Source organism: Furfurilactobacillus rossiae DSM 15814 (assembly GCF_000428925.1).
Classification (GTDB): domain Bacteria; phylum Bacillota; class Bacilli; order Lactobacillales; family Lactobacillaceae; genus Furfurilactobacillus; species Furfurilactobacillus rossiae.
Genome location: NZ_AUAW01000004.1, coordinates 14,141 through 39,545, shown reverse-complemented (window position 1 = coordinate 39,545; position 25,405 = coordinate 14,141). Strand labels below are relative to the sequence as shown.

The window sequence follows — 25,405 nt, the reverse complement described above, 5'->3', positions numbered from 1 at the left end:
TTGACTTTCATGCAATTAAACATATACTGAAATTGTGAAAGAAGTGAGTGGTCGCTCACCAAATTTAAATTATGCATTCTTCTACAATTATTAGCTTACAGAATACGACTATGTTCGCTATTCTTGAGTTCACTTAATAGCTAATGGCCGTTACTATTTCTTAACCAGCGCCTGCCTAATTCGTGAGAGCCATCAACCTATTTAATAGCCACGTTTCATCGTGCTTAATCAATAAACACCAATTGTCAGCATCTATGATAAGATTAACATTACATTAGAAACGAAACCGACTTAAGGGAGGTGAGGCACATTAAACGAGTTCAAACCTACCATGATGTGACTGACGACGTGGTGACGACCAATCACCAAACGAATATTCTGCCTAAAAATTATCGGTGGCATCGTGACCGCTGGTGGGAACGATTATGGTCCCTTGTCTTTCGTGGTGTGGCTAAGACATTTGCTTATGTTTATTGTTACGCTGCCTGGCATTTAACGGTGGTTAACCGGGGTGTCCTGAAACCATTTCGCCATCAAGGCTACTTTATGTATGCAAACCACACCCAACCGGTCAATGATGCGTTTATGCCTTTAATTATCGGTGGTGCTCAACGTTTTCACGCCATTGTCAGCCCCGCAAATTTCACACTTCCAATATTGGGACCTAACCTACCTTATTGTGGTGCCTTGCCAACCGCAACTACGACGAGTCAGACCATTCAGCTCATTAAAGCGGTCAATCAGGTAATGGATCATAATAACTATGTTGTCATTTATCCTGAAGCACACGTTTGGCCCTATTACACAAAGATTCGGCCGTTTCCAGAAACATCATTTAGCTTCCCCGTTAAAACACAGAAACCCGTCTTTTGTATGACGACGACCTATCAAAAACGTAAATTTAGCAAACGACCACGGCTAACTGTTTATATTGACGGTCCGTTTCGACCAACAGCAGGACAGTCAAGAAAAACTCAGCAGCATGAGCTTTGGCAAGATGTGACCCTGACGTTGAAACGGCGAAGTGCCGCCAGCACTTACGAATACATTCACTACAAAAGAGATGATTCATAATGAATATTTTATTCTGTGGCGACCACAGCGTGGAGGATGGCATCCTTATCGCAACATTATCGCTCATCAAACATGTGCGAGAACCCTTGCATATTTATGTGATGACGATGACATTACCATCGTCAAATGAGGCTCAACGTGAGCCTGTTAGTGAGCGATTGCTCACTTGTGTTCGCAACGAGTTACTTCATGCCAACCCACTCAATACCATTGAAGCAATTGATTGCACCACATTATTCAACCAAACACCACCTAGTGCAAACATGACGTCACGGTTCACGCCATATTCCATGCTCCGTTTATATGCCGACCAGATTCCACAACTGCCTAACCGTCTGCTTTACCTCGATGCCGACATTATTTGCCGCCAATCATTTGGGACATTCTATCACCAAGATCTTCACGGCGTTGAGTTTGTAGGCGTGCTTGATCATTACGGAAAATGGTTCTTCCATCATGAACTGAAAGTCTATGATTACGTCAATTCTGGTGTTCTTCTGCTTAACTTGGCCTACATTCGACAAACGCAACTGTTTGCCAAAGCCCGCTACATGTGTGAGACGCAGCAACGCTTCATGCCAGATCAAACTGCATTGAACAAGCTGAGCCGCACCAAACGGATTGCACCAGAACGATTTAACGAACAGCACCGTGTTCAATCCGACACTGTTTTTCAACACTTTACGACGAGTTTCAAGTTCTTCCCGTGGGTGCACACGTTTACGGTGAAACCATGGGAAGTTCAGCGGGTTCACCATGAGTTAGGCCTTCACGATTACGATGATGTCCTCAATAAATACCTTGAACTCAAACAACATCAGTAAGAAAGGAGCGACACACGATGCCTTCAGCAATTATTCCTGTCTTTTACGCCATCAGTGAAGATTTTGCACCCTATGCCGCTGTCTCGATCAAATCATTAACCTCAAATGCTGATTCAAATGATCATTACCAAGTCATTATTTTGCATCAAGGGTTGTCTGATCAAACAAAGGCCAGCCTATCCGCACTTAGTACGCCTAATGTAGCGGTTCGCTTTAAGGCTTTAACACAGTCGTTATCTGCTATTCAAAATCAGCATCAAAATTTTCTCAGAGCCGATTTCTTTACTTTAACCATTTTCTACCGCTTATTTATCGCCGACATGTTTCCGCAGTTTGAAAAAGCTATTTACATTGACAGCGATACGGTCATCCCCGGAAATTTAGCTAATTTATACGAGCTGCCATTGGCTAATAATTTGATTGGGGCCGCCCCAGACCATTCAATTGAACACGTGCCGCCAATGGTCGATTACATCACTAATGCACTTGGTCTACCTGCTAACGAATACATCAACTCCGGTGTATTGCTCCTCAATCTAACAAAATTACGAGAGGAACATTTCAGTCAACGTTTCTTGAAATTTCTGCAAACGTACCAGTTTGACTGCATTGCGCCAGATCAAGATTATCTCAATACAATGTGTCATGGTCGCATCCGGTACTTAGACGAGGTCTGGGACGCCATGCCAAAAGACCCACAGTATGCGCCAGTGAAGAATCCACAATTGATTCATTACAATCTATTTTATAAGCCGTGGTATTTTGACCACATTATGTACGGTCATTATTTCTGGCAATATGCGGATCAGACCTCATACAAAGATATGCTCCATCAACAATTAAACGACTATACAACTGCACAGCGAGACGCCGATCGAGCCAAGCTGACCACCTTAATGACTAAAGCTGGCCAGTTACCTGATACACCCACGACGTTTAAAAAAGTGGCCGCCACCGGTGTGCCCATTCGCGTATGATTGTTGCTGATCATCGCGACCAAGTCATTGATAACATTCGACAGGCCATTGCCGAGGGCCGCTTTAACGATAAGGTAGAGGTGGGTGATCCTATCTTATCAACTGAGGCCAAAACGCAAGCCGTCGATAACTACCTCAAACGTAGTCACACATTTCACTTTAAAATTGCCAACTGGATTGCGCGAACGTTTATGGCCATCGCAACCTGGCTGACTAACCGAACGACCACCGTTTCCGGTTGGGAAAATCTTTCCGGTCTAGCTAAACACCAAGGTGCCATCATCACCACTAATCATTTCAATCCCCTTGAAAACACGGTACCGCGACTACTAGCTCGTCATGAGCACCGGCGCTTATTCATTGTCAGCCAGGACACAAATTTGGCGATGACCGGCGGACTCGGCTATTTAATGAATAACCTAGATATCATTCCCTTGTCCAAACGGTTGGACTATCTCGGTCGCGAACTACCAGCATTGATTCAAAAAACAACTGCCGCTGGTCACTTCGTTTTGATTTATCCCGAACAAGAAATGTGGTTTAATTACCGCAAGCCAAGGCCGCCCAAACGTGGCACGTATTATTACGCCGCCAAAGCAAACGTGCCCATCATTTCCTGCTTTACCGAAATTCGGTCGGAAAAGAAATTAGCAACGCCAGAATTTCATGAAACGAGTTATCATTTACACATTTTGCCGCTCATTTACCCTGATCCTAAACTATCGGCTAACGCAAATGCCACGCGCATGATGAACCAGGATTATGCACAAAAAAAGGCCGCCTATGAGGCAGCCTATCATGAACCATTATCTTATCAGTTTGAACCACAAGACATTGTAGGATGGATTCCGAATCGTGCTCAGCAATAAAGCCATTATTTCACTATCGTTGACGATTGTACGATCCAGACGTAAATGTTAATTAACAATAATACCAAAGAGTGGTCATTACGAAATACTCGCGATGACCACTCTTTTTATAGTTTAAATCGTTACTTCTTCCAAGTATCCGTTAAGACGAATTATCAATTTACTTAACTACTGCGACACCTTAGCGATGCGTCCCTGTTCAATATAGACGGACAAAATCGCAATATCAGCAGGGTTAACACCAGAAATTCGGCTCGCCTGAGCCAGCGTTTCCGGTTGAATTTTAGCGAGTTTTTGACGTCCCTCTGTCGCTAAGCCTTCAATGGCCTCATAGTCAATATTTGCCGGAATAGCCTTTGCTTCCATCCGCTTCAGCTTGGCAATCTTCTCTTCAGCCTTTTGAATATAACCAGCATACTTTAGCTCAATTTCAACCTGTTCTACCACACGGTGATCGAGTGGCTCAGCCGGTCCATCAATAAATTGCATCAAATCAGCATAGGTCACTTCTGGACGCCTCAGGAAATCGGCCGCCAGCACACCATCCTTCAATGGCGCATCATTATGTGCTACCAACCACTCGTTAACTTGTGCATTGGGCTTAACGCGCACAGACTTCAAACGATTTAACTCAGCGGTAATAGCCGCTTTTTTGCTTTCAAACTTAGCGAATTTTTCATCATTAATCAGACCAAGATCGTGACCCATGGCCGTCAAACGCAGATCCGCATTATCGTGCCGCAAAATCAGCCGATATTCAGCACGGCTCGTTAACAAACGGTACGGTTCTTTCGTGCCCTTGGTCACTAAGTCATCAATCATGACGCCAATGTATGCGTCAGACCTCTTTAATGTGAAATCATCCTCGCCTAAAGCACGACGACCTGCATTAATGCCCGCAATCAGACCCTGGCCAGCAGCCTCTTCATAACCAGACGTGCCGTTCATTTGACCAGCAGTATACAGGTTTTTAATCAGCTTTGTTTCTAGTGTGTTACGCAACTGGTAAGGTGACACAACATCATACTCAATTGCATAGCCAGGCCGCATCATTTCTGCATCTTCTAAGCCCTTGATGGAATGTAAAATATGCTGCTGAATTTCTTCTGGCATTGATGTTGACAGCCCTTGTACATACCATTCATCAGTCCGTCGACCTTCAGGTTCTAAGAACAACTGGTGCCGGCTCTTATCAGCGAAACGTACGATCTTGTCTTCGATGGAAGGACAGTAACGCGGTCCGACCCCTTCGATCACACCTGAAAACATTGGTGCTCGATCCAAGTTTTCACGAATAATTTCATGCGTATGTTCATTGGTATAAGTTAACCAGCAACTAAGTTGATTTTTAACGTCAATGTACTGACTGTCTGGCGTATCAAAGCTGAAATGGTTAGGTTCCTTATCACCAGGTTGCTCTTCCGTTTCATCATAATGAATTGTTCCACCATCTACACGTGGCGGTGTCCCAGTCTTAAACCGTTCCAGGTCAAAACCGAGTTTCTCTAAATCTTCTGACAATTCAATGGACGGTTGTGAGTTGTTGGGGCCAGATGAATACATCAGTTCCCCAATGATAATCTTCCCACGTGAAGCAGTACCAGCGGTTAATACCACAGACTTCGCTTCATAGTGTGCCCCAGTTGCTGTCACAACACCGTGACAAACACCATCGTCGACCAATAAGGAAGTAACGACACCCTGACGCAACGTTAAATTAGGTTCCCGTTCCATCGTGTGCTTCATTTCCTCATGATAGGCATGTTTGTCGGCCTGAGCCCGTAAAGCACGGACAGCAGGACCTTTCCCGGTATTTAGCATCCGCATTTGAACGTATGTCTTATCAATGTTGTGGCCCATTTCACCACCGAGAGCATCAATTTCACGGACCACAATTCCTTTAGCCGGACCACCAACAGACGGATTACATGGCATAAAGGCCACCATTTCCAACGAAATGGTCATTAATAGTGTTTTGTTACCCATTCTGGCCGCAGCTAGCGCAGCCTCAGAGCCAGCATGACCAGCGCCGACCACGATTACGTCATACGCTTTTGCCTGGTATGGCTTTCCCTCTGAAATCATTTCATTTTCCTTTCAAGTGCCAACTTATTTATAACTGTAGTTCTGGCAGTATGTTTCACATGAAACATGTTTGGGCAACTATTTGCCCAAACAAAATTGAGAAAATAATTGTGTCAACAGTTCATCCTGCACAGAATCACCGGTTATTTCGCCCAGCAGATCCCATGCACGTGTCATATCGATTTGAACTAAATCAACCGGCATCCCCGCTGCGATACCACTCATAACGTCATCCAAGGCTTGTGATGCCTGGTTTAATAAACCAATATGCCGAGCATTAGTCACCATTACCGTCGTCTGACTGTTTTCAATACCGCCAAAGAACAGATTAGCAATCTTATCCTCTAACTGATCCATCCCAGCATTCGTCAGTACCGATGTCGCAATCACTGCGTCATCGCCAACTAACTTTTGCAAATCGGCCAAGTCGACTTGTTGCGGCAAATCAGTTTTGTTCAAAATGACGATTCGTTTGCTATCCGCCGTTGTTTCAATTAACGTGCGGTCCTCATCCGTTAATGGTTCACTGCCATTAATGACCAACAAAACTAAATCAGCAGCAGCCAACGCCTGTTTGGATCGTTCAACACCGATTTTTTCAACTTTATCCGTCGTGTCATGAATCCCGGCCGTATCAACCAGCTTTAACGGCACACCCTTCACGTTCACATATTCTTCAATGACATCGCGGGTCGTACCGGCGACATCCGTCACGATTGCCTTGTCCTCGTGAAGAAGGTGATTCAAGAGACTTGATTTACCGACATTAGGCCGCCCAACAATGGCTGTTGCCAAACCTTCACGCAGTACTTTACCCTGTTGAGCGGTACTGAGAAGATCTGCAATTCTAGCCTTTACATCCTTGGCCTTTTCCAACAATAACCGTGTCGTCATGGTTTCCACATCATCATACTCAGGGTAATCAATATTCACTTCGACTTGAGCTAAAACATCCAAGATGTCCTGACGTAAATTGCGAATCAAGTGAGCTAAATCACCGTCCAATTGATTTAACGCAACCTTCATTGATTTGTCAGTTTTGGCACGAATTAAATCCATTACGGCTTCAGCCTGTGACAAGTCAATTCGACCATTAAGAAAAGCACGTTTGGTAAACTCACCGGGTTCAGCTAACCGAGCACCATGGCTTAACAGCAACTGTAAAATTCGGTTGGTAGCAACAATCCCACCATGACAGTTAATTTCAATAACATCTTCACGCGTAAACGTCTTTGGCGCTAACATCACAGAAACCATCACTTCGTCAACTTCTTCGTTAGTATCAGGATCAATAATGTGCCCGTAATTAATGGTGTGACTAGCTACTTTACTTAAATCGCGGCCCTTAAAGACCCTTTCAGCAGTTGCTAGTGCCTCTTCACCACTCAACCGCACAATTGAAATTGCACCCTCACCAGGTGGCGTTGAAATAGCAGCGATGGTATCAAACTCGGTAATCGTTTGTGACATATAAACTCCCTTCTCCGCTGATTAATAAATTGCATAAAAAAAGTGCCACCCCACGCGTAAAAAACACGTGGGCAAAGCACCTTGACTACTTTAACCAGTAATATCCATATCAAATGTTTAATTAATGTACCCAATATTAAAAGCGTCGGCTCTTTTTGTCAAGCGTCAGCGTGGGGCAACAACAACACCGCGTCGTGGTTCCCTGCCTTGTGAGAAGGTCGTTACATGCGCATTTTTAGCCAGCTGTGTGTGAATAACCTTCCGCTCATAAGCAGGCATGGGATCAAGCAACTCTGGTTCACCGCCCGCAATTACATCACGCGCAGTATTATCGGCCAACCGTCGTAACGTGCTGGCGCGCCGTTCACGATAGCCAGCCACATCAAGCATTAATTCAAAATGTTGCATGCCCTGCCGCAACATGAATGTGTTGCCCAGTACTTGTAGTGCGTTCAACGTGCGACCATGCCGACCAATCAATAATCCTTCTTGTTCGGTCATAAAGGTTATTGTTGCACCATGATGGTATGTATCGGCCTCGGCGTCAGCGCTAATACCAAGTTGTTCCAGCGCATCAAGTAAGTAATTAGCAACTGCTTCCAAATTATCATCCAAGCGTGCTTGATTAGCTTGTTGGCGAGCCTTCAACTCTGCCGGTGTCAATTGAGTGGACGCTGACACTGATGTGACCGAGTCATTCAAGTTGGCAGCCTGCGATTGAGTGCTCGCACCGCTCATCGCGGCAGTTGTTGAAACAGTCGAAGTGGTCTCCACAGATGCAACAACACTGTCGACAACCTCAGACGAGGTTAATGAACTTTTAGCGCGGGGATGGTCTCCCTCACGGCGTCGAACATCAGCAGTGGCATCAACATTTCGTTCAATATCCTCATCACGCTTAGCAGCCACTCGTTGACCACTTGGATGATCAAACGTCGGACTAGTTTTAGCATTTTTAAGTGGTTTACTTTGCGTTGTCCGTGATGAAGTTGCTCCCGTGGGCGCACCAGCCGATACCTTAGCCGATTGCGGCGTTTTTGTAACGGAAACTGGCTTAATCGTAATATCGACGATAGCCTCTTTTTTTAAGCGTCCAAACCAGCCATGTACCGGTTCAGATACAACTGTAATCGCTACTTTGTCACGATCAATTTGAATTTTTTTGAGTCCGTTTTGAATTGCTTCATCCACGGTCTTCCCCTGATATTGCGTCACAGCTATTCCTCCAAATGAATCACGTATCTATATTTTAGCATGGATTGACTAACTTTTTATTGAACATTCACATTCTGGTTACCGACCATTTGTCGCCAAAATGTTAGCAGCTAAAATCATTTCCCGGGTAATAACGTTACAACCCTATCAATAAGTTTTGCCGCAAGCTCAGACTTAGCCATGATTGGTAATTTTTCGGGCTCCTGATTGGGACGCAGGATAACTACTTGGTTGTTGTCAGCATTGAAGCCAATATCTTTTCGGCTCACATCGTTAGCAACCAGCATATCTAATTTCTTATCAGTCAATTTGTGTTGTGCGTTGGCCAATAGATGTTGGGTCTCTGCAGCAAACCCGACCATGATTTGTTTAGTTTTCTGCGTTGCCAATGTTTTTAAGATATCAGGGTTCTTTGTAAGTTTGATTATCATCGTATCGTTATCGGCTGTCTTTTTAATTTTCTGGGCAGCTTCTTCAACTGGCCGAAAATCGGCAACAGCCGCCGCCATGATAACAGCATCCTGTTGATCCAAACGTTGTTGCATCTGGTTTAACATTTCTTTAGCACCAGCAACATGGACAATTTCAACACCAGCTGGTGCAGTCAAAGCAGTTGTGCTACTAACTAAAGTGACATCAGCCCCTTCATTAGCAGCCGCGGTTGCAATGGCGTACCCCATTTTTCCTGAGGAATCATTACTGATAAAACGAACTGGATCAATGCGTTCACGTGTTCCACCAGCAGTTACAAGTACATGGCGATGGCGCAAACGTCCCGTTTGTTGGGCCCATTTTTGCTTTACAAAATCTACAATCGTTGCCGGTTCAGGCAATCGGCCACGCCCTGCATACCCTTCCGCTAACATCCCTGTATCTGGTTGCATCACCATCGCGCCATCGGCGGTTAGTGTTTCCACATTACGAACGGTCGCTGGTGCTTCCCACATGTGATTATTCATTGCCGGTACAACGATTTTTAATGATGTTGTGGCTAATAGCGTTGTTGAGACAGCATCATCAGCCATCCCCATCGCCATTTTAGCTATAATATTCGCCGTTGCTGGAACAACAACGGCAATATCCGTCCAATCAGCCATCTCGATGTGTGGTACATAGTGACCGGCACCACCATTGTCGTCAAACAAATCCGTCAATACTGGTTGTTTAGTCAGTGCACCAAACGTCAGCGGCGTCACAAACTTTGTTGCGTCTGTTGTCATTGCTACACGAACAATCGCTCCCTGCTTCATCAAACCGCGAACGACTTCAGCCGCCTTGTAAATTGCAATGCCACCGGTGACAAAAACGGCAATGTGCTTATTCTCGAGTCCCATGCTTTTCCTCCCGTTTCTCCACGTAATGATGGTCTTGACGTTGTGCATCATGCCAAGCCCGAATGACGTTAAAACCTGCCAAGAATATCGTAACAAGTAAGCCGCTGATTGGCACAAAGTAGACCAGCACAACGGCCACAATGAGACCACCATACAATGCAGTCGCGTTATACCCATTTAGTTTGCCAACAAACCGAATATGCTCGCCATTAGCTGGATTGGTCCGTTGTAAGTCGCGCGCCATTTTTGTATAAGATAGTGACCATAGCAATTGGACCACCACATATAGCCACTCTGCCAACCGTCTTTCTGGAAATTCCCCGACAAAGGCTGTCACATATGGGAAAAAGCTCAAAAAAAGCAGCCATACAACGTTGTCCCAGTAAACGATAGTCGTTATCCTACCAGAACCGTTAAATAAATCATGATGGTTATACCACACAATCATAATGAACAAGAAACTAATCACATAGGTCGCAAACTTAACACCTTGAGTCAATAAATCATGGACGTGAATACCGGCGGGCACCGCCAACTGTAAAACCAACAATGTCACGATAATAGCGATAATACCATCCGTAAAGGCAATTAATCGCGATTTATTAATATCCTGATGACGATTATTATTTCTCAGTGTTAACACAGCAGATGCCACACCTAACAGAATCTGGCCTATGATGCCGGCAATCGGCCACCATGGTAAAACCAGTAGCACGGCAATAACGATGCCAAAACGCCATAATAAGTTTTCACGAGAATTCCCCAATGCATAAAACTCATGAAGTTGATCTGGATTGGCAACACCTAAGCTATATACTAACAACGAATAAGCGCCCATCCATACCAATGTTACTAAAATGAATAGACATTCAGGCCAAAAAGCTAACGGATATCGACCAACCCAAGCGGTAGCTAGAGGAAATAATGACATCACAAAAATCCATAGAGTATTGGCCAAATACACGGGAAATGTCACTCGGTGCGCAACATTAATAATATTATGATGAAAGTACCATGTCGCCATAATTAATAGAAAACTTGCGGTAAAGGCTGCAAATGAACCAGCTTGCTTTAGGACTGCCGCCTGCGTTGCCTGCTCAGGTGGTTCGATCTCAAGAATCAGAATCGTAACTTCAATCGCAATAATCGCGTCAGAAAATCCAGTGAACCGCTCTTTATTCATCGTTCTGACCATCTCCAAATAGAAACTATTATCAGTTTAAGGTTCTTTATGCATAGACACCACTATAAAGTGCGGCAAACAACAGCCTTAACTAAAAATAGTTGTCATCGGTAAATTAATTCGACGTGTAGCCAATATCCATCGCAAAACTTATAGCCGATAAATAATGAATGTCCGCAATAGTTTCATTTGTAACGTTATTGTAATCATTGACGGCTTGAACTGTTTACACCACCCGTCTATTCTATACATAGCGCACTCGGCGCACTTGCGCTAAAAACCACATTAAAAGCTATACAGATTGGAGTCATTAAAGTGACACAACAAGCTCAACCTTCGCAGGCTGACATCGCCCGAATGACGACCTTGTTAATTCATGGCCACCTCGCCGATATCTATGCATTACAGAAGGTCAACATGGACGTTGGTAATCTTCCCAAACTGGGGCTACGCGACATTCTACTGGTTACTCAGATTGGTTTAGAACCAGGAATCACATCTTCGAAGCTTAGCCACCTTTTCCGCATGTCGAGTCCGCTACTTTCAACGCGGATTACTGCTCTTATGAAACTCAATTTGGTCCAGCAAGTCGAGGATACAAAGGATCGACGGGTGCACAATTTAAAGCTATTAGCTTCAGGAAAAAAAGTTTATCAGTTTTGGTACAAACGAATTGAAGCACTGGCTATCAACATCCTGATGACTCATTCACTTGAAGACATGAATCAAATGGAAGAGCGCATTGAGTACATTCTAAAAAGTGTTCAGTCCAGCCTAATAAATTAGTTATTTTATAATCTTTTTTGCTTACAACAAGCGTAATTTTTACACGGTTCAAAAAAATCTGCACGCTTCATCAAATTGATGAGGCGTGCAGATTTTTCAATCATTTATTGAATTAACGACGTCGTGACCGACGAGCCTTTTTGATTGCTCGCTGCTTGGCTTTCGCTTGATCGCGCTTAGCCGTTTCACGTTCTTCACGCTCACGGTTAATCTTCCAAGGATTCTGAATCAGCAATGTTTGACCAGCCTGGAAGGCGTTTGAAATTACCCAGTATAATGACAGCGCTGTTGGTACGGATACGGCAGTGAAGAAGATGATCACTGGCATCCCCCAAACCATCACGATATTCATTGAGTTACTCTCTGGCTGACTCTTAACACTCAACCAAGAACTAATGAAAGTGAAGACGGCGGCAAGAATTGGCAAAATGAAGTAAGGATCGCGATCCCCAAGCTGCATCCATAAGAATGAACCCGTCTTCAATGCTGATGTCCGATAAATTGCTTGATACAATGCCCAAATAATTGGCATCTGAACAATCAGTGGCAAACATCCTGAAACTGGGTTATAGCCAACTTCAGCATATAATTTCCGTGTTTCTTCCTGAAGCTTTTGTTGCGTAGCCGTATCACGCGACTTGTATTTCTTTTGCAACGCCGACAACTGTGGCTGAATTTCTTGCATCCGCCGCATTGAACGCGTTTGATAAATCATTAATGGCAAAATGATGATCCGGATGATCAGGGTGATCATAATGATCCCCATCCCATAACCACCGAATACATGACTCAGCCAAATGATGAATTGACTTAAATTATACAGAATCGTGTGATCCCAAAATCCTGTACTACTGCTGGTGATTGGCTTTTTACCACACGCTGCCAAGAATAAACTGGCTGCAGCAATCATGGTCAGCGCTAATCGTCGTCGGCTTTTACGGCCGGAGCGTTTTCCGTTTGACTTCACGATTTTTTCCTCATTTACTTCATTCATTTTGATAATGCCTATGTTGCCCACTCATATTGTGCTGTAACGCTACTCTGCATCCAGCAACTTTGCCAAACGTAACGCATGCGTCAGGTTTTCTTTGATTTCGGCCATTGATAGCCCATCAGCTGAAGGTCGCGCGATAACTAAGAAGTCGACGTCCTGACGAAGCATTGGTTTTAACTCCAACAATGACTGACGAATTCGACGCTTAACCCAGTTACGATGGACAGCGTTGCCAATTTTCTTACCAACAGAAATACCAACACGAAAATGTGGCTGCTCTGGTTTATCCATTGTATAGATAACAAACTGACGGTTGGCAATCGAGTTTCTGGTTTCAAAGACCGTTTGAAATTCGCTTTCTTTTTTGATGCGGTATGACTTTCTCAATGGTCCGAATCTCCTCAACTAAAATGATTCAACGCCACAAAACCAACACTAATGGTCATCGTGGACTAAAAAAATAAAAAAGGTCACTGAAAAATATCAGTGGCCTGTTTTTATGCAGATAATACTTTTCTGCCCTTTTGGCGCCGACGTGCTAACACCTGACGGCCGTTACTTGTGCTCATCCGTTTCCGGAAACCATGGACACGTGATCGATGACGCTTCTTTGGTTGGTAAGTTCTTTTCATGTTGGATTGCACCTCCTTTGGATCGTTACGACACAGATACCTTAGTGGTGACGTGACGACACACTTGGATATCCAGCGTTACATATATGGTTGATTAGCTAAAAGCTAGCGCACGAGAAAACTCATGCAGTTCCTAAATATAATATCATAGACAGAGTTACTTGCAAACAACAAATTGTCGATTCCGGTAATTTGTGGGGCAAAAGTTATCCACAGATTGGCAAAACTAATCCACAGGTTCAGTGGATTTTAGATTTTAAAAAACGTTATTTCCACAGGATTTTAACAACAAAATACACAAATCCACAGCCCTTTGAAAAGTTATCCACACCCCCGATTTTTTCTGTGGATAACTTTTCGAAAGCTATTGTTCTCAACGTTATTTAATAACAATCATCGGTGGAAAACTTGTTTCACAGAGACTAAATCCCGATTTTTCAACGCTCCTGTGGATAACCTTCACACAATCCTGTGGAACATTCGTAACTTGTTCTGTGGAACCTGTGGAAAACTCTGTTTGTTCATGCTAAAGTTGTCCTTGCAGATTTTGTTATTTTTATTTTCGTCATAAATTATTACTGTTTATGCATAATTCATTCTAGGAGGCTTCATCGGTGGTCGATAAAAACACACTCTGGGATGGTTTAAAAGAAAGTTTCCGCGCTAATTTGTCACCCGTTACCTTTAATACGTGGGTCGAATCAGCACTGCCACTTTCTTACCAGCCGCCACGCTTCGTTTTACAAGTTCCTTCCCAGCTTCATAAAGACTACTGGGAGCGAACGCTAACCCCCAAACTGGTCGAATTTGCTTTCTCTGATTTTCAAGCTGAATTGGAACCAGAATACGTCATTGAAGGTGAGCAACCTGCTCAGCCAACAGTACAAGAACCTGTTACTGACACTGCCACACCTGAAGTTACCAATCATGCAAACTCGTTGAATGACAAATACACGTTTGATACATTCGTTATTGGTAAGGGGAACCAGATGGCGAATGCGGCTGCCATGGCGGTTTCTGAGGAACCCGGTACCTTGTATAATCCCTTGTTTCTCTATGGTGGTGTTGGCTTAGGTAAAACACATTTAATGCACGCCATCGGTCATGCCATGATTGCCCGTAACCCTAATACCAACGTTATGTACGTCACCAGTGAAGAGTTCACCAATGATATGGTTATGTCAATCCGTGACAAGACTCAGGAACAATTTAGGTTGAAGTATCGGTACGTTGATCTACTCCTTGTGGACGATATCCAATTCTTTGCAGACAAGGAAGGGACTCAGGAAGAGTTCTTCCATACGTTTGAGCAACTTTACAATAATAGTAAACAAATCGTGTTGACGTCTGACCGCTTGCCCAACGAGATTCCTAAGTTACAAGACCGCTTAGTAAGTCGCTTCAAATGGGGCCTATCCGTTGACATTACGGCTCCTGACTTAGAAACACGGATTGCCATTTTACGTAATAAAGCTGAACGGGAACAAATTGAAATCCCTGACGATGCACTCGAAATTATTGCCAGCCAGGTCAATAGTAACGTCCGTGAATTAGAGGGCGCGCTCGCACGTGTACAGGCCTATTCGCGCCTTCAAAAGAAGCCGATTGATGAAGACTTAGTTCACAACGCATTGAAGAGTCTTAATCTTGAAAGCAAACCAACACTTACAATCGAACTCATTCAACAGAAGGTTGCAAGCTACTTTGACGTTAATCTCGTCGATCTTAAGGGTAAAAAGCGGATGAAGGAGATCGTTGTTCCACGACAAATCGCTATGTATCTAGCCCGTGAATTAACGAATTCATCCTTGCCAAAAATCGGTAAAGCCTTTGGTGGCAAAGATCATACAACTGTTTTGCATTCTTGCGATAAAATTGCCGAGAGCATTTCAAACGACGCAAAACTTGCTGAAAACATTCAGCAGCTTAAAATTGAGATACAACGCTAGTAAAAACTGGCGTATCATGGGGGCAGGACGTCGTTAGGACCTGTGGATAAGTGAATCGAAACCATCTGAGTTTTACTTAAGTTATCCACAGGTGGAAAACTTTACCAGCTCTTGGAATTCTTGGTTTTCCACAGTATCCACACTGCCTACTACTACGACTATCTTTATATCTTAAATAAGTAATGGGGCTTTGCCCCAAATTACATAAACCACTTTGGGGGACTAAGAATGAAATTTACGGTCAATCGACAAAGTTTTATTAAAAAGCTCAATGATGTTTCACGTGCTATTTCTACAAAAACGACAATTCCGATATTAACCGGTTTAAAACTAGAAGTTACCAGCAACGAAATCACCTTTACCGGATCTGATACTGATATTTCAATTGAAACCACGCTCCGTGCAGATGATGAAAACGCAGAACTAAATGTTGAAGAAGCCGGTAACATTGTTTTACCAGCACGTTTCTTTGGTGAAATTGTCAAACGTTTACCAGAAGCTACAATGACTGTTGCGGTTAAAGAGGGTTTTCAGGCAAACATTACCTCTGGAGCAGCTGCCTTTACGATCAATGGTTTGGATGCCAATAGTTACCCACACTTACCTGAAATTGAAAGTGATGATGAAGTAACGTTGGCTGGTGATGTTTTTCGTGACATTATCAACACTACGGTTATTGCCGTTTCGAACCAAGAAAGTCGTCCAATTTTAACTGGAGTGCACTTTACTTTGGCCGGTGATCAATTTACGGCTGTTGCGACTGATTCACATCGTTTAAGTCAGCGCAAAGTTACTCTACCGACGCCGGCGACCGAAACTCACGACGTAATCATCCCCGGAAAATCCTTAGTTGAACTATCACGGATGATTGGCGAAGACAGCACTGACGTTAAGATGCGCCTAGCTGAAAACCAAGTGCTCTTCTTACTTGGTGACACATCGTTCTATTCACGTTTGCTAGAAGGTAATTATCCAGATACGTCACGTTTGATTCCTAGTGAATCTGACACGACTATGGAAATCTCTGCACCAACGTTACTATCTGCTATTGAACGTGCATCATTGTTATCACATGAAAGTCGGAACAACGTGGTTAAAATTACGCTGAAGGGTGAAGAAAAATCGGCCACAATTTTCGGCAACTCACCAGATGTTGGTGCTGTTGAAGAAAATCTATCAGCCATCAGCCTAGAAGGTTCAGACTTAGAGATTTCATTTAACCCAGACTACCTGAAGGATGCATTGCGTTCCTTTGGTCAATCACAGATTAAATTAAGCTTCACTTCAGCTTTACGACCATTCACCTTGGTCCCAAGTGAGGATGAACAAAACTTTATTCAGCTAATTACACCTGTGCGGACGTTTTAGTTGATTGCATAAGTAACCCAAAAGGAGCACTCCAAGACCAGTAGTATTTTGGTCTCGGGGGTGCTCTTTTTTGTGTCAATCTTGTGAAAGTCACATTCTGTGGTTGGGATGTTTGCGATAATTTCAAACGACAGAACGTGGGAATTAGAAACACAACGCCAAGATTCGGAATAAAAGTCGTTTTTTAAGGCGATTTTGTCGTATTTTGCGTTTAAAGCGTCTCTTAGCCATTTTGAGGGTTCGTTAGTATCGGGTATTTAAAAAGATATAAAATCGATTATAGGGCGTAAAAACCGGTTAATTAATTGTTTTTCGGTTCTGAAAACGGTATAATAGTTACTGTAAGTAAGGGATGGTGTTGATTGTGAAAAAAGAAGTTTTAATCAAGACAGCCTTCATTACTTTGGGCCAACTATTGAAAGAAGAATCAGTTGTTGATTCAGGCGGCCAGGCTAAGTGGTACTTACGCGAGCATTCAGTATCCGTTAATAACGAACCGGATGATCGTCGTGGTCGTAAACTTTATCCTGGTGATTCAGTAGATGTCCCAGATGTAGGGCTATTTTTTATACGGCAAAATCAGTCAGCAGACACGACGGAAAAGGATGCGTAAATGTACCTGGAAGGTTTACACCTCAAGAATTTTCGTAATTACGCTGACCTTGACGTCAAGTTTAATCAAGGTGTGAATGTGTTACTGGGCGAAAATGCACAGGGGAAGACAAACCTGCTGGAAGCAATTTACGTTTTAGCCTTGACGCGTTCACACAGAACGGCAAACGATCGTGACTTAATTGGCTGGCAGGCTAATGAGGCCCTAGTTGCTGGTCGTGTTCATAAAACGAATACGGTTACGCCATTAGAGCTGACGTTTAGCAAGAAAGGCAAAAAAGCCAAGGTGAACCACCTTGAGCAGGCTCGTTTATCGGCTTATGTGGGCAATCTTAACGTGATTTTGTTTGCCCCAGAGGATTTGGAGCTGGTTAAAGGGTCGCCATCAGTGCGAAGGCATTTCATTGACCAAGAATTTGGGCAAATGAGTCCTAAGTATCTGTATAACGCTGGCCAGTATCGGTCAATTTTGCGGCAGCGAAATAATTACTTGCGACAATTACAACGTAAACAGGCTAAGGATTTGGTTTATCTCGGGGTGTTGAGTGATCAATTAGCTGCGTTTGGCGCTGAAATTGTTGCAGCACGGTTGAATTTTCTTGATCAATTGGCCGTTTGGGCGCAACAAGTGCATAAAGTGATTTCGCAAGAACGCGAAGAACTCGCGTTTGAATACGTTAACCAGATTAAAGCAATGCGCGAACAAAGTGTTGATGCCTTATACAAAGCGTATCAGGAACAGTTTGAGCGACAACAAGCGAAGGAAATCGAGCAAGGGACGACATTAATTGGCCCTCACCGCGACGACCTTCACTTCATGGTTAACGGCAAAAATGTCCAGACGTTTGGCTCACAAGGTCAGCAACGGACGACGGCATTATCTGTGAAACTAGCTGAAATTGATTTGATGAAGGCAATCACAGGTGAATACCCAGTGTTGTTACTAGATGATGTGCTGAGTGAACTGGATGATGCAAGGCAGACACACCTGTTGCGGTCTATTCAAGATAAGGTTCAGACCTTTCTAACCACTACATCGTTAAGCGGTATTGCCCGCAAACTGATCAATGATCCGACGATATTCAATATTGCCAGCGGTCATTTAAGTCAGGATGAATCAGTATCATCAAGCGATGGTAGTGATAGTCAAAACGGTGACGATGGACGGGAAACACAACAGGAGTAAGTAACAAGTTAGTAAGCAGCAGTTTTTGAGCAACGTGGTTAACGGTCCGTTTTTAGATGCTGGACCACGTTTGAGGAGGAATTACTTTGGCTGAACAAGACGACGAGCAAAAGTTAACGCAAGCGGAACGCGAACGTGTGGAACAGGCAGAAGCTGACCAAGCATCTAAGGTTGCTTCCGGCGATGCCAACCAACGTGAAGCTGAAGCTGGTCAGTATAATGCTGATCAAATTCAGGTTTTGGAAGGCCTCGAAGCCGTCCGTAAACGTCCCGGAATGTACATTGGGACGACCAGTTCTCAAGGACTGCACCACCTCGTGTGGGAAATTGTCGATAACGGGATTGATGAAGCATTAGCCGGTTTTGCTAATGAAATTAATGTGGTTGTTGAAAAGGACAATTCCATTACCGTTACGGATAACGGTCGTGGGATTCCGGTCGACATTCAAAAGAAAACGGGTAAACCAGCGCTAGAAACTGTTTATACAATTTTGCATGCCGGCGGTAAGTTTGGCGGTGGCGGTTATAAGGTTTCTGGTGGTCTGCACGGGGTTGGTGCGTCCGTTGTTAACGCCTTGTCCACTGAATTAGACGTTAAGGTTATGCGAAACGGCAAAATCTATTACATGGATTTTGATACCGGCCACGTTAAGACGCCAATGAAGATCATCGGCGATTCAGAACCGCATGCTCATGGAACCATTGTTCACTTTAAGCCGGATCCGGATATTTTCCGTGAAACAACGGTTTATGACATTAAGGTCTTGACGACTCGAATTCGTGAACTGGCCTTTTTGAACAAAGGCTTACGGATTACGATTGCCGATAATCGCCCAGAAACACCGACCAAACAAGATTTCCACTATGAAGGTGGAATTAAGGAATACGTCAAGTTCTTGGATGATGGCAAAGATGTTTTGTTCGAGGATCCTGTTTACGTTGAAGGGACTCAAAACAACATCGTGGTCGAAGTCAGCCTGCAATACACTGACGATTTCCACAGCAATTTACTCACGTTTACAAATAATATTCACACCTATGAAGGTGGGACTCATGAAACTGGGTTTAAGTCAGCGCTGACACGAGTCATCAATGACTATGCGCACAAGAGTGGTCAATTGAAGGATAATGATGATCCATTGTCTGGGGATGATGTTCGTGAAGGTTTGACGGCCGTTGTTTCAATCAAACACCCAGATCCACAGTTTGAGGGTCAAACGAAGACTAAATTGGGTAACTCGGATGCCCGGACGGCCACGGATCACTTGTTCAGTGACACATTCAGTCGGTTCATGATGGAAAATCCGGACACGGCTCGTAAAATCGTGGACAAAGGTATTTTGGCCTCGAAGGCACGGGTCGCTGCTAAACGGGCACGTGAAGTTACACGGAAAAAGTCAGGTCTAGAAATTTCTAATTTGCCTGGTAAGTTAGCGGATAACACCTCTAAGGATCCAGCAATTTCAGAATTATTCATCGTCGAAGGTGATTCGGCCGGTGGTTCAGCCAAACAAGGTCGATCACGGTTAACACAGGCAATCTTGCCAATCCGTGGGAAGATTCTGAACGTTGAAAAAGCTAGCTTGGATCGTGTCTTAGCCAATGAAGAAATTCGGTCATTATTTACCGCATTAGGAACTGGTTTTGGTGAAGATTTTGATATTTCAAAGGCTAATTACCATAAGCTAATCATCATGACCGATGCCGATGTCGATGGTGCCCATATTCGGACACTGTTGTTGACATTGTTCTACCGGTTTATGCGGCCAATGATCGATGCTGGTTACGTGTATATTGCGCAGCCACCGTTGTACCGAGTTGCTCAAGGTAAGATGATGCGCTATATCGACTCAGATGATGAACTAAACACGATTTTAGGTCAGTTGCCACCGTCTCCTAAGCCAATGATCCAACGGTATAAAGGGCTTGGTGAAATGGATGCCGAACAACTTTGGGAAACAACAATGGATCCTGAAAAGCGCCGTTTGTTACGAGTTGATCCACAAGATGCCATTGAAGCAGATCAGATTTTCACCATGTTGATGGGTGATAAAGTTGAGCCACGTCGGAAGTTTATCGAGGATAACGCTAAGTTCGTTGAAAACCTTGATGCTTAATTTGTTTGCATAAATTAGGGCACTAGAGCACCGACGTAAGAACGAAGACAAAGGAGTAGCGAAATGAGCGAAGATTTACCGAGTCGCATCACCGACGTCAATTTGTCGCAAACGATGCGGACATCATTTTTGGATTATGCGATGTCCGTTATTGTCGCCCGGGCGCTGCCAGATGTTCGTGACGGAATGAAGCCGGTTCACCGCCGGATTTTGTACGATATGCATGAACTTGGCAATACACCGGACAAACCCTACAAAAAGTCCGCCAGAATCGTTGGGGACGTTTTGGGTAAGTATCACCCACATGGTGACAGTGCCGTTTACGAATCCATGGTGCGGATGGCACAAGACTTTAGTTACCGGTATATGTTAGTTGACGGTCACGGGAACTTCGGTTCTGTCGATGGTGACGGTGCGGCTGCTATGCGTTACACGGAAGTGCGGATGAGCAAGATTGCACTGGAAATGTTACGCGATATCAATAAAAACACGATTGATTTCCAAGACAACTATGACGGTACAGAACGTGAACCAACGGTATTGCCAGCGCGATTCCCTAACCTGTTAGTTAATGGTGCTTCAGGGATTGCCGTGGGGATGGCTACGAGTATTCCACCGCATAACTTGGCTGAAGTTATCAAGGGTATCCACATTTTAATGGACAACCCAGATGCTACAACGGCTGATCTAATGGAAGCTATTCCGGGACCAGACTTCCCAACTGGTGCGATCGTCATGGGTAAGGCCGGTATTCGGAAGGCTTACGAAACGGGTAAGGGATCCATTACCGTCCGTTCGAAAGTTGACATCGAAACGCAAAAGAACGGCAAGGAACGCATCATCGTGACCGAATTACCATACATGGTTAACAAGGCCCGATTGATTGAGCATATCGCTGAATTAGCACGTGACAAACGTATCGAAGGTATCACGGATATCAACGATGAATCTGATCGTGAAGGTATGCGGATTGTGATTGACGCGCGTCGGGACTTTTCTGCATCCGTTATTTTGAACAACTTGTACAAGATGACGATGTTGCAAACCTCATTCAGTTTCAACATGTTGGCTATCGAAGATGGCACGCCAAAAGTCCTTAGTCTTAAGCAAATTTTGATTGACTACTTGCGCCATCAAGAAAGTGTTATCCGTCGCCGGACCGAATTTGATTTAAAACGTGCTCAGGCACGGGCTCACATTCTTGAAGGTTTGCGGATTGCCTTGGATCACATTGACGCCATTATTTCGATTATTCGTAATTCACAAACGGCTGATGTTGCCAAGGCCCAGTTAATGAATAACTATTCGTTGTCTGATAAACAGGCGCAAGCCATTTTGGACATGCGGCTGGTTCGGTTAACTGGTTTGGAACGTGGCAAAATTGAAGATGAATACACTGGGTTGATGAAAGATATCGCTGATTACAAGGATATCTTGGCCCATGATTCACGGATCAACGAAATCATCTACCAAGAACTACTTGAAATTCAGACTAAGTTTGGTGACAAACGACGGACTGAGTTACAGGTCGGTGACATTTCGAATATTGAAGACGAAGATTTAATCGAAGAAGAAGACGTCATTGTGACGTTGACCCACAATGGTTATATCAAACGTCTACCAACAACTGAGTTCAAAGCTCAACATCGTGGTGGTCGTGGGGTTCAAGGGATGAACGTTCATGATGACGATTTCATCGAACACTTAATTTCTACGTCGACTCATGACCGGTTGATGATGTTTACCAACACTGGGAAAGTTTATGCCATGAAGGGCTACGAAATTCCTGAATATGGCCGAACAGCTAAGGGAATTCCAGTGATTAACTTACTTGGTGTGGATGCCGGTGAGCGTATTCAAGCGGTGATCAACGTTAAGGGTGGTCCGGATGAGAGCAATAATTACTTGTTCTTCACAACGGTTCATGGTGTGGTTAAACGCACGGCTGTTAGTGAATTCAGTAATATTCGGAGCAATGGACTGAAGGCCATCAACTTGCACGATGGTGATGAGTTGATGAATGTTTCCATCACGGATGGTCATCAAAACATGATTATCGGGACTCACCTTGGTTATGCGGTATCATTTGCTGAAGATGCTGTTCGTGACATGGGTCGTTCTGCGGCCGGGGTTCGCGGAATTCGTTTGCGTGACGATGACTTTGTCGTTGGTGCTGACGTGTTGAAACCGGACAGTCATGTTCTTGTTATTAGCGAGAAGGGTTACGGTAAGCAAACCAAAGCCAGTGAGTACCCAATTAAGGGTCGCGGTGGTAAAGGGATTAAGACCGTTAACGTGACAGCTAAGAACGGGCCACTGACTGGATTAACAACGGTTAGCGGAACGGAAGACATCATGCTAGTAACCAATAAGGGTGTCATGATTCGCTTTAGCATCGATTCTGTTTCTGAAACAGGTCGTGCAGCGCTTGGGGTTCATTTGATTCGGATCGATGAAGATGCCTCAGTCGCAACGATGGCCAAAGTAGAACCTGAAATCGACGACGAAGATGAAGATGATTCAGCTAGTGCGACACCAACTGATGGTGATAACACAGTGGCATCATCTTCAAGCGAGGCTGCTGATTCGACGACACCAGTAGCAGGCGATGAACCAGCTGGTGACGCTGATGCACAGGTCAACGAATTGTTGAAACGTGCTGAAGCTGATCAGGATGATACATCTGATGATTCTGATGACGACAATGACTAAAAAATATAATTAGATTTAATTGAAGCATCGCGACGAGCAAAATCGACGCGGTGCTTTTTTTATGACTCAGGGCCTGTCGATTGCTTTTGCGATGCTAATACTAGACAATAAACTCGAGTTATAAATTCTAGCTAAGGACGTGATGCTGCATGAGTGATTCAAAAAAGATTCTCGTTGTGACGACCGAACGAATCCCCGGTCAAGAGTACGAAGTTATTGGTGAAGTCTTTGGGTTAACAACGCAATCCAAAAATGTTGTGCGTAATATTGGTGCTGGTTTGAAAAACATCGTCGGCGGCGAAATTAAAGCTTATACTGAATTGCTCAGTGAGGCACGCGATATCGCAGTGGATCGATTGAGAGAGAATGCTACTGCGATGGGTGCTGATGCTGTGGTCATGATGCGTTACGACTCGGATTCAATTAGTCAAGACATGGAGACCGTTGCTGCGTACGGAACTGCAGTTAAATTTAAATAGTGAGACACAATTTTAAAAAAATTCGACGACAACAAACATTTGTTGTCGTTTTGCGTATGTTATAGGTGTGTGAACGAACAACAGGCGTTGCGGATTAGGAGTTCTGTGGTAAGACAAATAACCGTTTAGTGTTTGTAATGTGGTTGCATATATGTCGATCAGCTACGTCAAACGCAATAAGCTACACCTTGTTATTTAAGCTTTGCCATGCTATACTTTTAGTTCGTGAGCGTTCGCCATCCTGGCGAATGACTCCTTACCCGTTTGAAAAACAGCGGGTCAAAAGTCCATAAGGAGGTAGACAGTCAATGTTAGCAACTAAGTATGAAATTACTTATATTGTTCGCCCAGATCTTGATAGTGAAGCTAAGCAAGCCTTAGTTGAACGTTTCGACAAGATTTTGACAGACAATGGTGCACAAATTGCTGATTCAAAAGACTGGTCAACTCGTCGCTTTGCGTACGAAATTGGAGGCTTCAACGAGGGTACTTACCACGTTGTAAACCTAACCACTGACCAGGCTGAAGCTTTAAACGAATTTGATCGTTTGGCTAAAATCAGCGATGGCATCTTGCGTCACATGATCGTTAAACGTGACGACAAGTAAACAAAACAAAAATTTTAAGAGAGGAGCACTACAACTATGATTAATCGCGCAGTTCTTACCGGACGCTTAACCCGTGACCCTGAAGTTCGTTACACACAATCAGGAGCAGCTGTTGGTTCATTTACGTTGGCGGTGGACCGTCAGTTCACTAACCAACAGGGCCAACGAGAGGCTGATTTCATTAACTGTGTAATCTGGCGTAAGTCAGCGGAAAACTTCGCTAACTTCACGCATAAGGGTTCACTAGTTGGTATCGAGGGCCGGATTCAAACCCGGAACTACGAGAACCAACAGGGCCAGCGCGTTTACGTCACTGAAGTGGTCGTCGAAAACTTTGCCTTACTAGAATCCCGTTCTCAATCTGATCAACGGACTTCTGGTAACACAAATGACAACGGCGGCTACAACAATAATGCTCCTCAATCAGGAAGCGCCAATCCGTTTGGCGGCACTGGCAACAATGGCGGGAACAATGCAGGTAATACTGCACCTTCCAGTCAATCAAGCCAGACCCCTGCTGATCCTTTCGCTGGTAACGGTGAAAGCATTGACATCTCGGATGACGACCTTCCATTCTAGTCTCAGAAGATAGGAGGATCATATCATGGCAGATCAACGTCGTCGTGGTGGTAACCGTCGTCGCCGTAAGGTAGACTTCATCGCCGCAAACCACATCGAATACATCGATTACAAAGACACTGAATTGTTGCAACGGTTCATCTCAGAACGAGGCAAGATTTTACCTCGTCGGGTGACTGGTACGTCCGCTAAGAACCAACGTCGTTTGACGGTGGCAATCAAGCGTTCACGGATCATGGGCTTGCTTCCATTCGTAGCCGAAGACTAATCAATGTTTTATCAAACAGCCCTTTTAGGGGGGCTGTTTTTTTTAGTCTTTAGGTTTGCCAATTTCATTATCCACAGACTGTCG

At 44.2% G+C, this 25,405-nt stretch carries 23 protein-coding genes; 15 read left to right on the top strand and 8 right to left on the bottom strand.

Annotated elements, in window-relative coordinates:
• The first annotated feature begins 300 nt into the window (after positions 1–300).
• The 4 genes from G400_RS0102835 to G400_RS0102820 are packed head-to-tail and all read left to right on the top strand — an operon-like array spanning position 301 to position 3,744.
• On the top strand, positions 301–1,074 hold the full coding sequence (locus tag G400_RS0102835; protein WP_042655437.1) for a lysophospholipid acyltransferase family protein: 774 nt from the start codon (positions 301–303) through the stop codon (positions 1,072–1,074).
• Positions 1,074–1,898 (top strand): glycosyltransferase, encoded by an 825-nt coding sequence (locus G400_RS0102830; protein WP_017262440.1) that lies wholly within the window; start codon positions 1,074–1,076, stop codon positions 1,896–1,898. Before G400_RS0102835 ends, G400_RS0102830 begins: the two co-directional genes overlap by 1 nt.
• 17 nt (positions 1,899–1,915) lie before the next feature.
• Positions 1,916–2,875 (top strand): glycosyltransferase family 8 protein, encoded by a 960-nt coding sequence (locus G400_RS0102825; protein WP_017262439.1) that lies wholly within the window; start codon positions 1,916–1,918, stop codon positions 2,873–2,875.
• On the top strand, positions 2,872–3,744 hold the full coding sequence (locus G400_RS0102820) for a 1-acyl-sn-glycerol-3-phosphate acyltransferase (RefSeq protein WP_017262438.1): 873 nt from the start codon (positions 2,872–2,874) through the stop codon (positions 3,742–3,744). Before G400_RS0102825 ends, G400_RS0102820 begins: the two co-directional genes overlap by 4 nt.
• A gap of 168 nt (positions 3,745–3,912) precedes the next feature.
• On the opposite strand, the gene mnmG is transcribed toward G400_RS0102820, so the two are convergent.
• The 5 genes from mnmG to G400_RS0102795 all read right to left on the bottom strand — a co-directional run bounded on the left by mnmG (position 3,913) and on the right by G400_RS0102795 (position 11,031).
• A complete protein-coding gene (mnmG, locus tag G400_RS0102815) occupies positions 3,913–5,829 on the bottom strand; it encodes a tRNA uridine-5-carboxymethylaminomethyl(34) synthesis enzyme MnmG (protein WP_017262437.1) in 1,917 nt (638 codons plus the stop codon).
• Between the two features lie 78 nt (positions 5,830–5,907).
• On the bottom strand, positions 5,908–7,299 hold the full coding sequence (gene mnmE, locus G400_RS0102810; protein WP_017262436.1) for a tRNA uridine-5-carboxymethylaminomethyl(34) synthesis GTPase MnmE: 1,392 nt from the start codon (positions 7,297–7,299) through the stop codon (positions 5,908–5,910).
• A gap of 165 nt (positions 7,300–7,464) precedes the next feature.
• Entirely contained in the window at positions 7,465–8,514 is a 1,050-nt protein-coding gene (gene jag, locus G400_RS15625) for an RNA-binding cell elongation regulator Jag/EloR (RefSeq protein WP_017262435.1), read from the bottom strand.
• A 116-nt stretch (positions 8,515–8,630) separates the two neighbouring features.
• Positions 8,631–9,848: a bifunctional phosphopantothenoylcysteine decarboxylase/phosphopantothenate--cysteine ligase CoaBC gene (coaBC, locus tag G400_RS0102800; RefSeq protein WP_017262434.1), complete on the bottom strand. Its 1,218-nt coding sequence runs from the start codon at positions 9,846–9,848 to the stop codon at positions 8,631–8,633.
• Entirely contained in the window at positions 9,832–11,031 is a 1,200-nt protein-coding gene (locus tag G400_RS0102795) for a TMEM175 family protein (RefSeq protein ID WP_017262433.1), read from the bottom strand. The genes coaBC and G400_RS0102795 overlap by 17 nt, the downstream gene beginning before the upstream one ends.
• A 315-nt stretch (positions 11,032–11,346) precedes the next feature.
• Between G400_RS0102795 and G400_RS0102790 the strand changes: the two genes are divergently transcribed.
• Complete coding sequence (locus G400_RS0102790; protein WP_017262432.1) at positions 11,347–11,817, top strand: helix-turn-helix domain-containing protein; 471 nt, start codon at positions 11,347–11,349, stop codon at positions 11,815–11,817.
• A 112-nt stretch (positions 11,818–11,929) separates the two neighbouring features.
• On the opposite strand, the gene yidC is transcribed toward G400_RS0102790, so the two are convergent.
• From yidC to rpmH, 3 genes are all read right to left on the bottom strand, one after another.
• Positions 11,930–12,727 (bottom strand): membrane protein insertase YidC, encoded by a 798-nt coding sequence (gene yidC, locus G400_RS0102785; protein ID WP_152323525.1) that lies wholly within the window; start codon positions 12,725–12,727, stop codon positions 11,930–11,932.
• A gap of 126 nt (positions 12,728–12,853) precedes the next feature.
• Positions 12,854–13,198 (bottom strand): ribonuclease P protein component, encoded by a 345-nt coding sequence (gene rnpA, locus G400_RS0102780; RefSeq protein ID WP_017262430.1) that lies wholly within the window; start codon positions 13,196–13,198, stop codon positions 12,854–12,856.
• A 110-nt stretch (positions 13,199–13,308) separates the two neighbouring features.
• Positions 13,309–13,443 carry a 50S ribosomal protein L34 gene (gene rpmH / locus G400_RS0102775; RefSeq protein ID WP_011668979.1) on the bottom strand — a complete coding sequence of 45 codons (135 nt, stop codon included), beginning with the start codon at positions 13,441–13,443 and terminating at the stop codon, positions 13,309–13,311.
• 614 nt (positions 13,444–14,057) lie between these two features.
• On the opposite strand from rpmH, the gene dnaA reads away from it, so the two are divergent.
• From dnaA to rpsR, 10 genes are all read left to right on the top strand, one after another.
• Positions 14,058–15,392 carry a chromosomal replication initiator protein DnaA gene (gene dnaA, locus G400_RS0102770; protein WP_017262429.1) on the top strand — a complete coding sequence of 445 codons (1,335 nt, stop codon included), beginning with the start codon at positions 14,058–14,060 and terminating at the stop codon, positions 15,390–15,392.
• A gap of 228 nt (positions 15,393–15,620) precedes the next feature.
• A complete protein-coding gene (gene dnaN, locus G400_RS0102765) occupies positions 15,621–16,760 on the top strand; it encodes a DNA polymerase III subunit beta (RefSeq protein ID WP_017262428.1) in 1,140 nt (379 codons plus the stop codon).
• A 352-nt stretch (positions 16,761–17,112) separates the two neighbouring features.
• Positions 17,113–17,373, top strand: a complete 261-nt coding sequence (gene yaaA / locus G400_RS0102760) for a S4 domain-containing protein YaaA (protein ID WP_017262427.1) — start codon at positions 17,113–17,115, stop codon at positions 17,371–17,373.
• Entirely contained in the window at positions 17,374–18,558 is a 1,185-nt protein-coding gene (gene recF / locus G400_RS0102755; protein WP_017262426.1) for a DNA replication/repair protein RecF, read from the top strand.
• 86 nt (positions 18,559–18,644) lie between these two features.
• Positions 18,645–20,675: a DNA topoisomerase (ATP-hydrolyzing) subunit B gene (gene gyrB / locus G400_RS0102750; RefSeq protein ID WP_017262425.1), complete on the top strand. Its 2,031-nt coding sequence runs from the start codon at positions 18,645–18,647 to the stop codon at positions 20,673–20,675.
• 63 nt (positions 20,676–20,738) lie between these two features.
• Positions 20,739–23,387 carry a DNA gyrase subunit A gene (gyrA, locus tag G400_RS0102745; RefSeq protein WP_017262424.1) on the top strand — a complete coding sequence of 883 codons (2,649 nt, stop codon included), beginning with the start codon at positions 20,739–20,741 and terminating at the stop codon, positions 23,385–23,387.
• A 149-nt stretch (positions 23,388–23,536) separates the two neighbouring features.
• Positions 23,537–23,866 carry a heavy metal-binding domain-containing protein gene (locus G400_RS0102740; RefSeq protein WP_017262423.1) on the top strand — a complete coding sequence of 110 codons (330 nt, stop codon included), beginning with the start codon at positions 23,537–23,539 and terminating at the stop codon, positions 23,864–23,866.
• A gap of 308 nt (positions 23,867–24,174) precedes the next feature.
• Positions 24,175–24,474 carry a 30S ribosomal protein S6 gene (gene rpsF / locus G400_RS0102735; RefSeq protein ID WP_017262422.1) on the top strand — a complete coding sequence of 100 codons (300 nt, stop codon included), beginning with the start codon at positions 24,175–24,177 and terminating at the stop codon, positions 24,472–24,474.
• A 36-nt stretch (positions 24,475–24,510) separates the two neighbouring features.
• The gene (gene ssb / locus G400_RS0102730) at positions 24,511–25,053 is read left to right on the top strand and encodes a single-stranded DNA-binding protein (RefSeq protein ID WP_017262421.1); all 543 of its coding nucleotides are present in this window, start codon (positions 24,511–24,513) and stop codon (positions 25,051–25,053) included.
• 25 nt (positions 25,054–25,078) lie between these two features.
• Entirely contained in the window at positions 25,079–25,321 is a 243-nt protein-coding gene (rpsR, locus tag G400_RS0102725; protein WP_017262420.1) for a 30S ribosomal protein S18, read from the top strand.
• Positions 25,322–25,405: the final 84 nt, after the last annotated feature.

What these genes read in the sequence shown, in the direction of transcription:
- ssb (WP_017262421.1), top strand. Translation starts at nt 24,511, where the DNA reads ATGATTAATCGCGCAGTTCTTACCGGACGCTTAACCCGTGACCCTGAA.
- mnmE (WP_017262436.1), bottom strand. Translation starts at nt 7,299, where the DNA reads ATGTCACAAACGATTACCGAGTTTGATACCATCGCTGCTATTTCAACG.
- yaaA (WP_017262427.1), top strand. Translation starts at nt 17,113, where the DNA reads ATGGTGTTGATTGTGAAAAAAGAAGTTTTAATCAAGACAGCCTTCATT.
- rpsR (WP_017262420.1), top strand. Translation starts at nt 25,079, where the DNA reads ATGGCAGATCAACGTCGTCGTGGTGGTAACCGTCGTCGCCGTAAGGTA.
- yidC (WP_152323525.1), bottom strand. Translation starts at nt 12,727, where the DNA reads ATGATTGCTGCAGCCAGTTTATTCTTGGCAGCGTGTGGTAAAAAGCCA.
- G400_RS0102830 (WP_017262440.1), top strand. Translation starts at nt 1,074, where the DNA reads ATGAATATTTTATTCTGTGGCGACCACAGCGTGGAGGATGGCATCCTT.
- coaBC (WP_017262434.1), bottom strand. Translation starts at nt 9,848, where the DNA reads ATGGGACTCGAGAATAAGCACATTGCCGTTTTTGTCACCGGTGGCATT.
- gyrA (WP_017262424.1), top strand. Translation starts at nt 20,739, where the DNA reads ATGAGCGAAGATTTACCGAGTCGCATCACCGACGTCAATTTGTCGCAA.
- G400_RS0102820 (WP_017262438.1), top strand. Translation starts at nt 2,872, where the DNA reads ATGATTGTTGCTGATCATCGCGACCAAGTCATTGATAACATTCGACAG.
- G400_RS0102740 (WP_017262423.1), top strand. Translation starts at nt 23,537, where the DNA reads ATGAGTGATTCAAAAAAGATTCTCGTTGTGACGACCGAACGAATCCCC.
- rpmH (WP_011668979.1), bottom strand. Translation starts at nt 13,443, where the DNA reads ATGAAAAGAACTTACCAACCAAAGAAGCGTCATCGATCACGTGTCCAT.
- G400_RS0102795 (WP_017262433.1), bottom strand. Translation starts at nt 11,031, where the DNA reads ATGAATAAAGAGCGGTTCACTGGATTTTCTGACGCGATTATTGCGATT.
- G400_RS0102825 (WP_017262439.1), top strand. Translation starts at nt 1,916, where the DNA reads ATGCCTTCAGCAATTATTCCTGTCTTTTACGCCATCAGTGAAGATTTT.
- recF (WP_017262426.1), top strand. Translation starts at nt 17,374, where the DNA reads ATGTACCTGGAAGGTTTACACCTCAAGAATTTTCGTAATTACGCTGAC.
- mnmG (WP_017262437.1), bottom strand. Translation starts at nt 5,829, where the DNA reads ATGATTTCAGAGGGAAAGCCATACCAGGCAAAAGCGTATGACGTAATC.
- rpsF (WP_017262422.1), top strand. Translation starts at nt 24,175, where the DNA reads ATGTTAGCAACTAAGTATGAAATTACTTATATTGTTCGCCCAGATCTT.
- dnaN (WP_017262428.1), top strand. Translation starts at nt 15,621, where the DNA reads ATGAAATTTACGGTCAATCGACAAAGTTTTATTAAAAAGCTCAATGAT.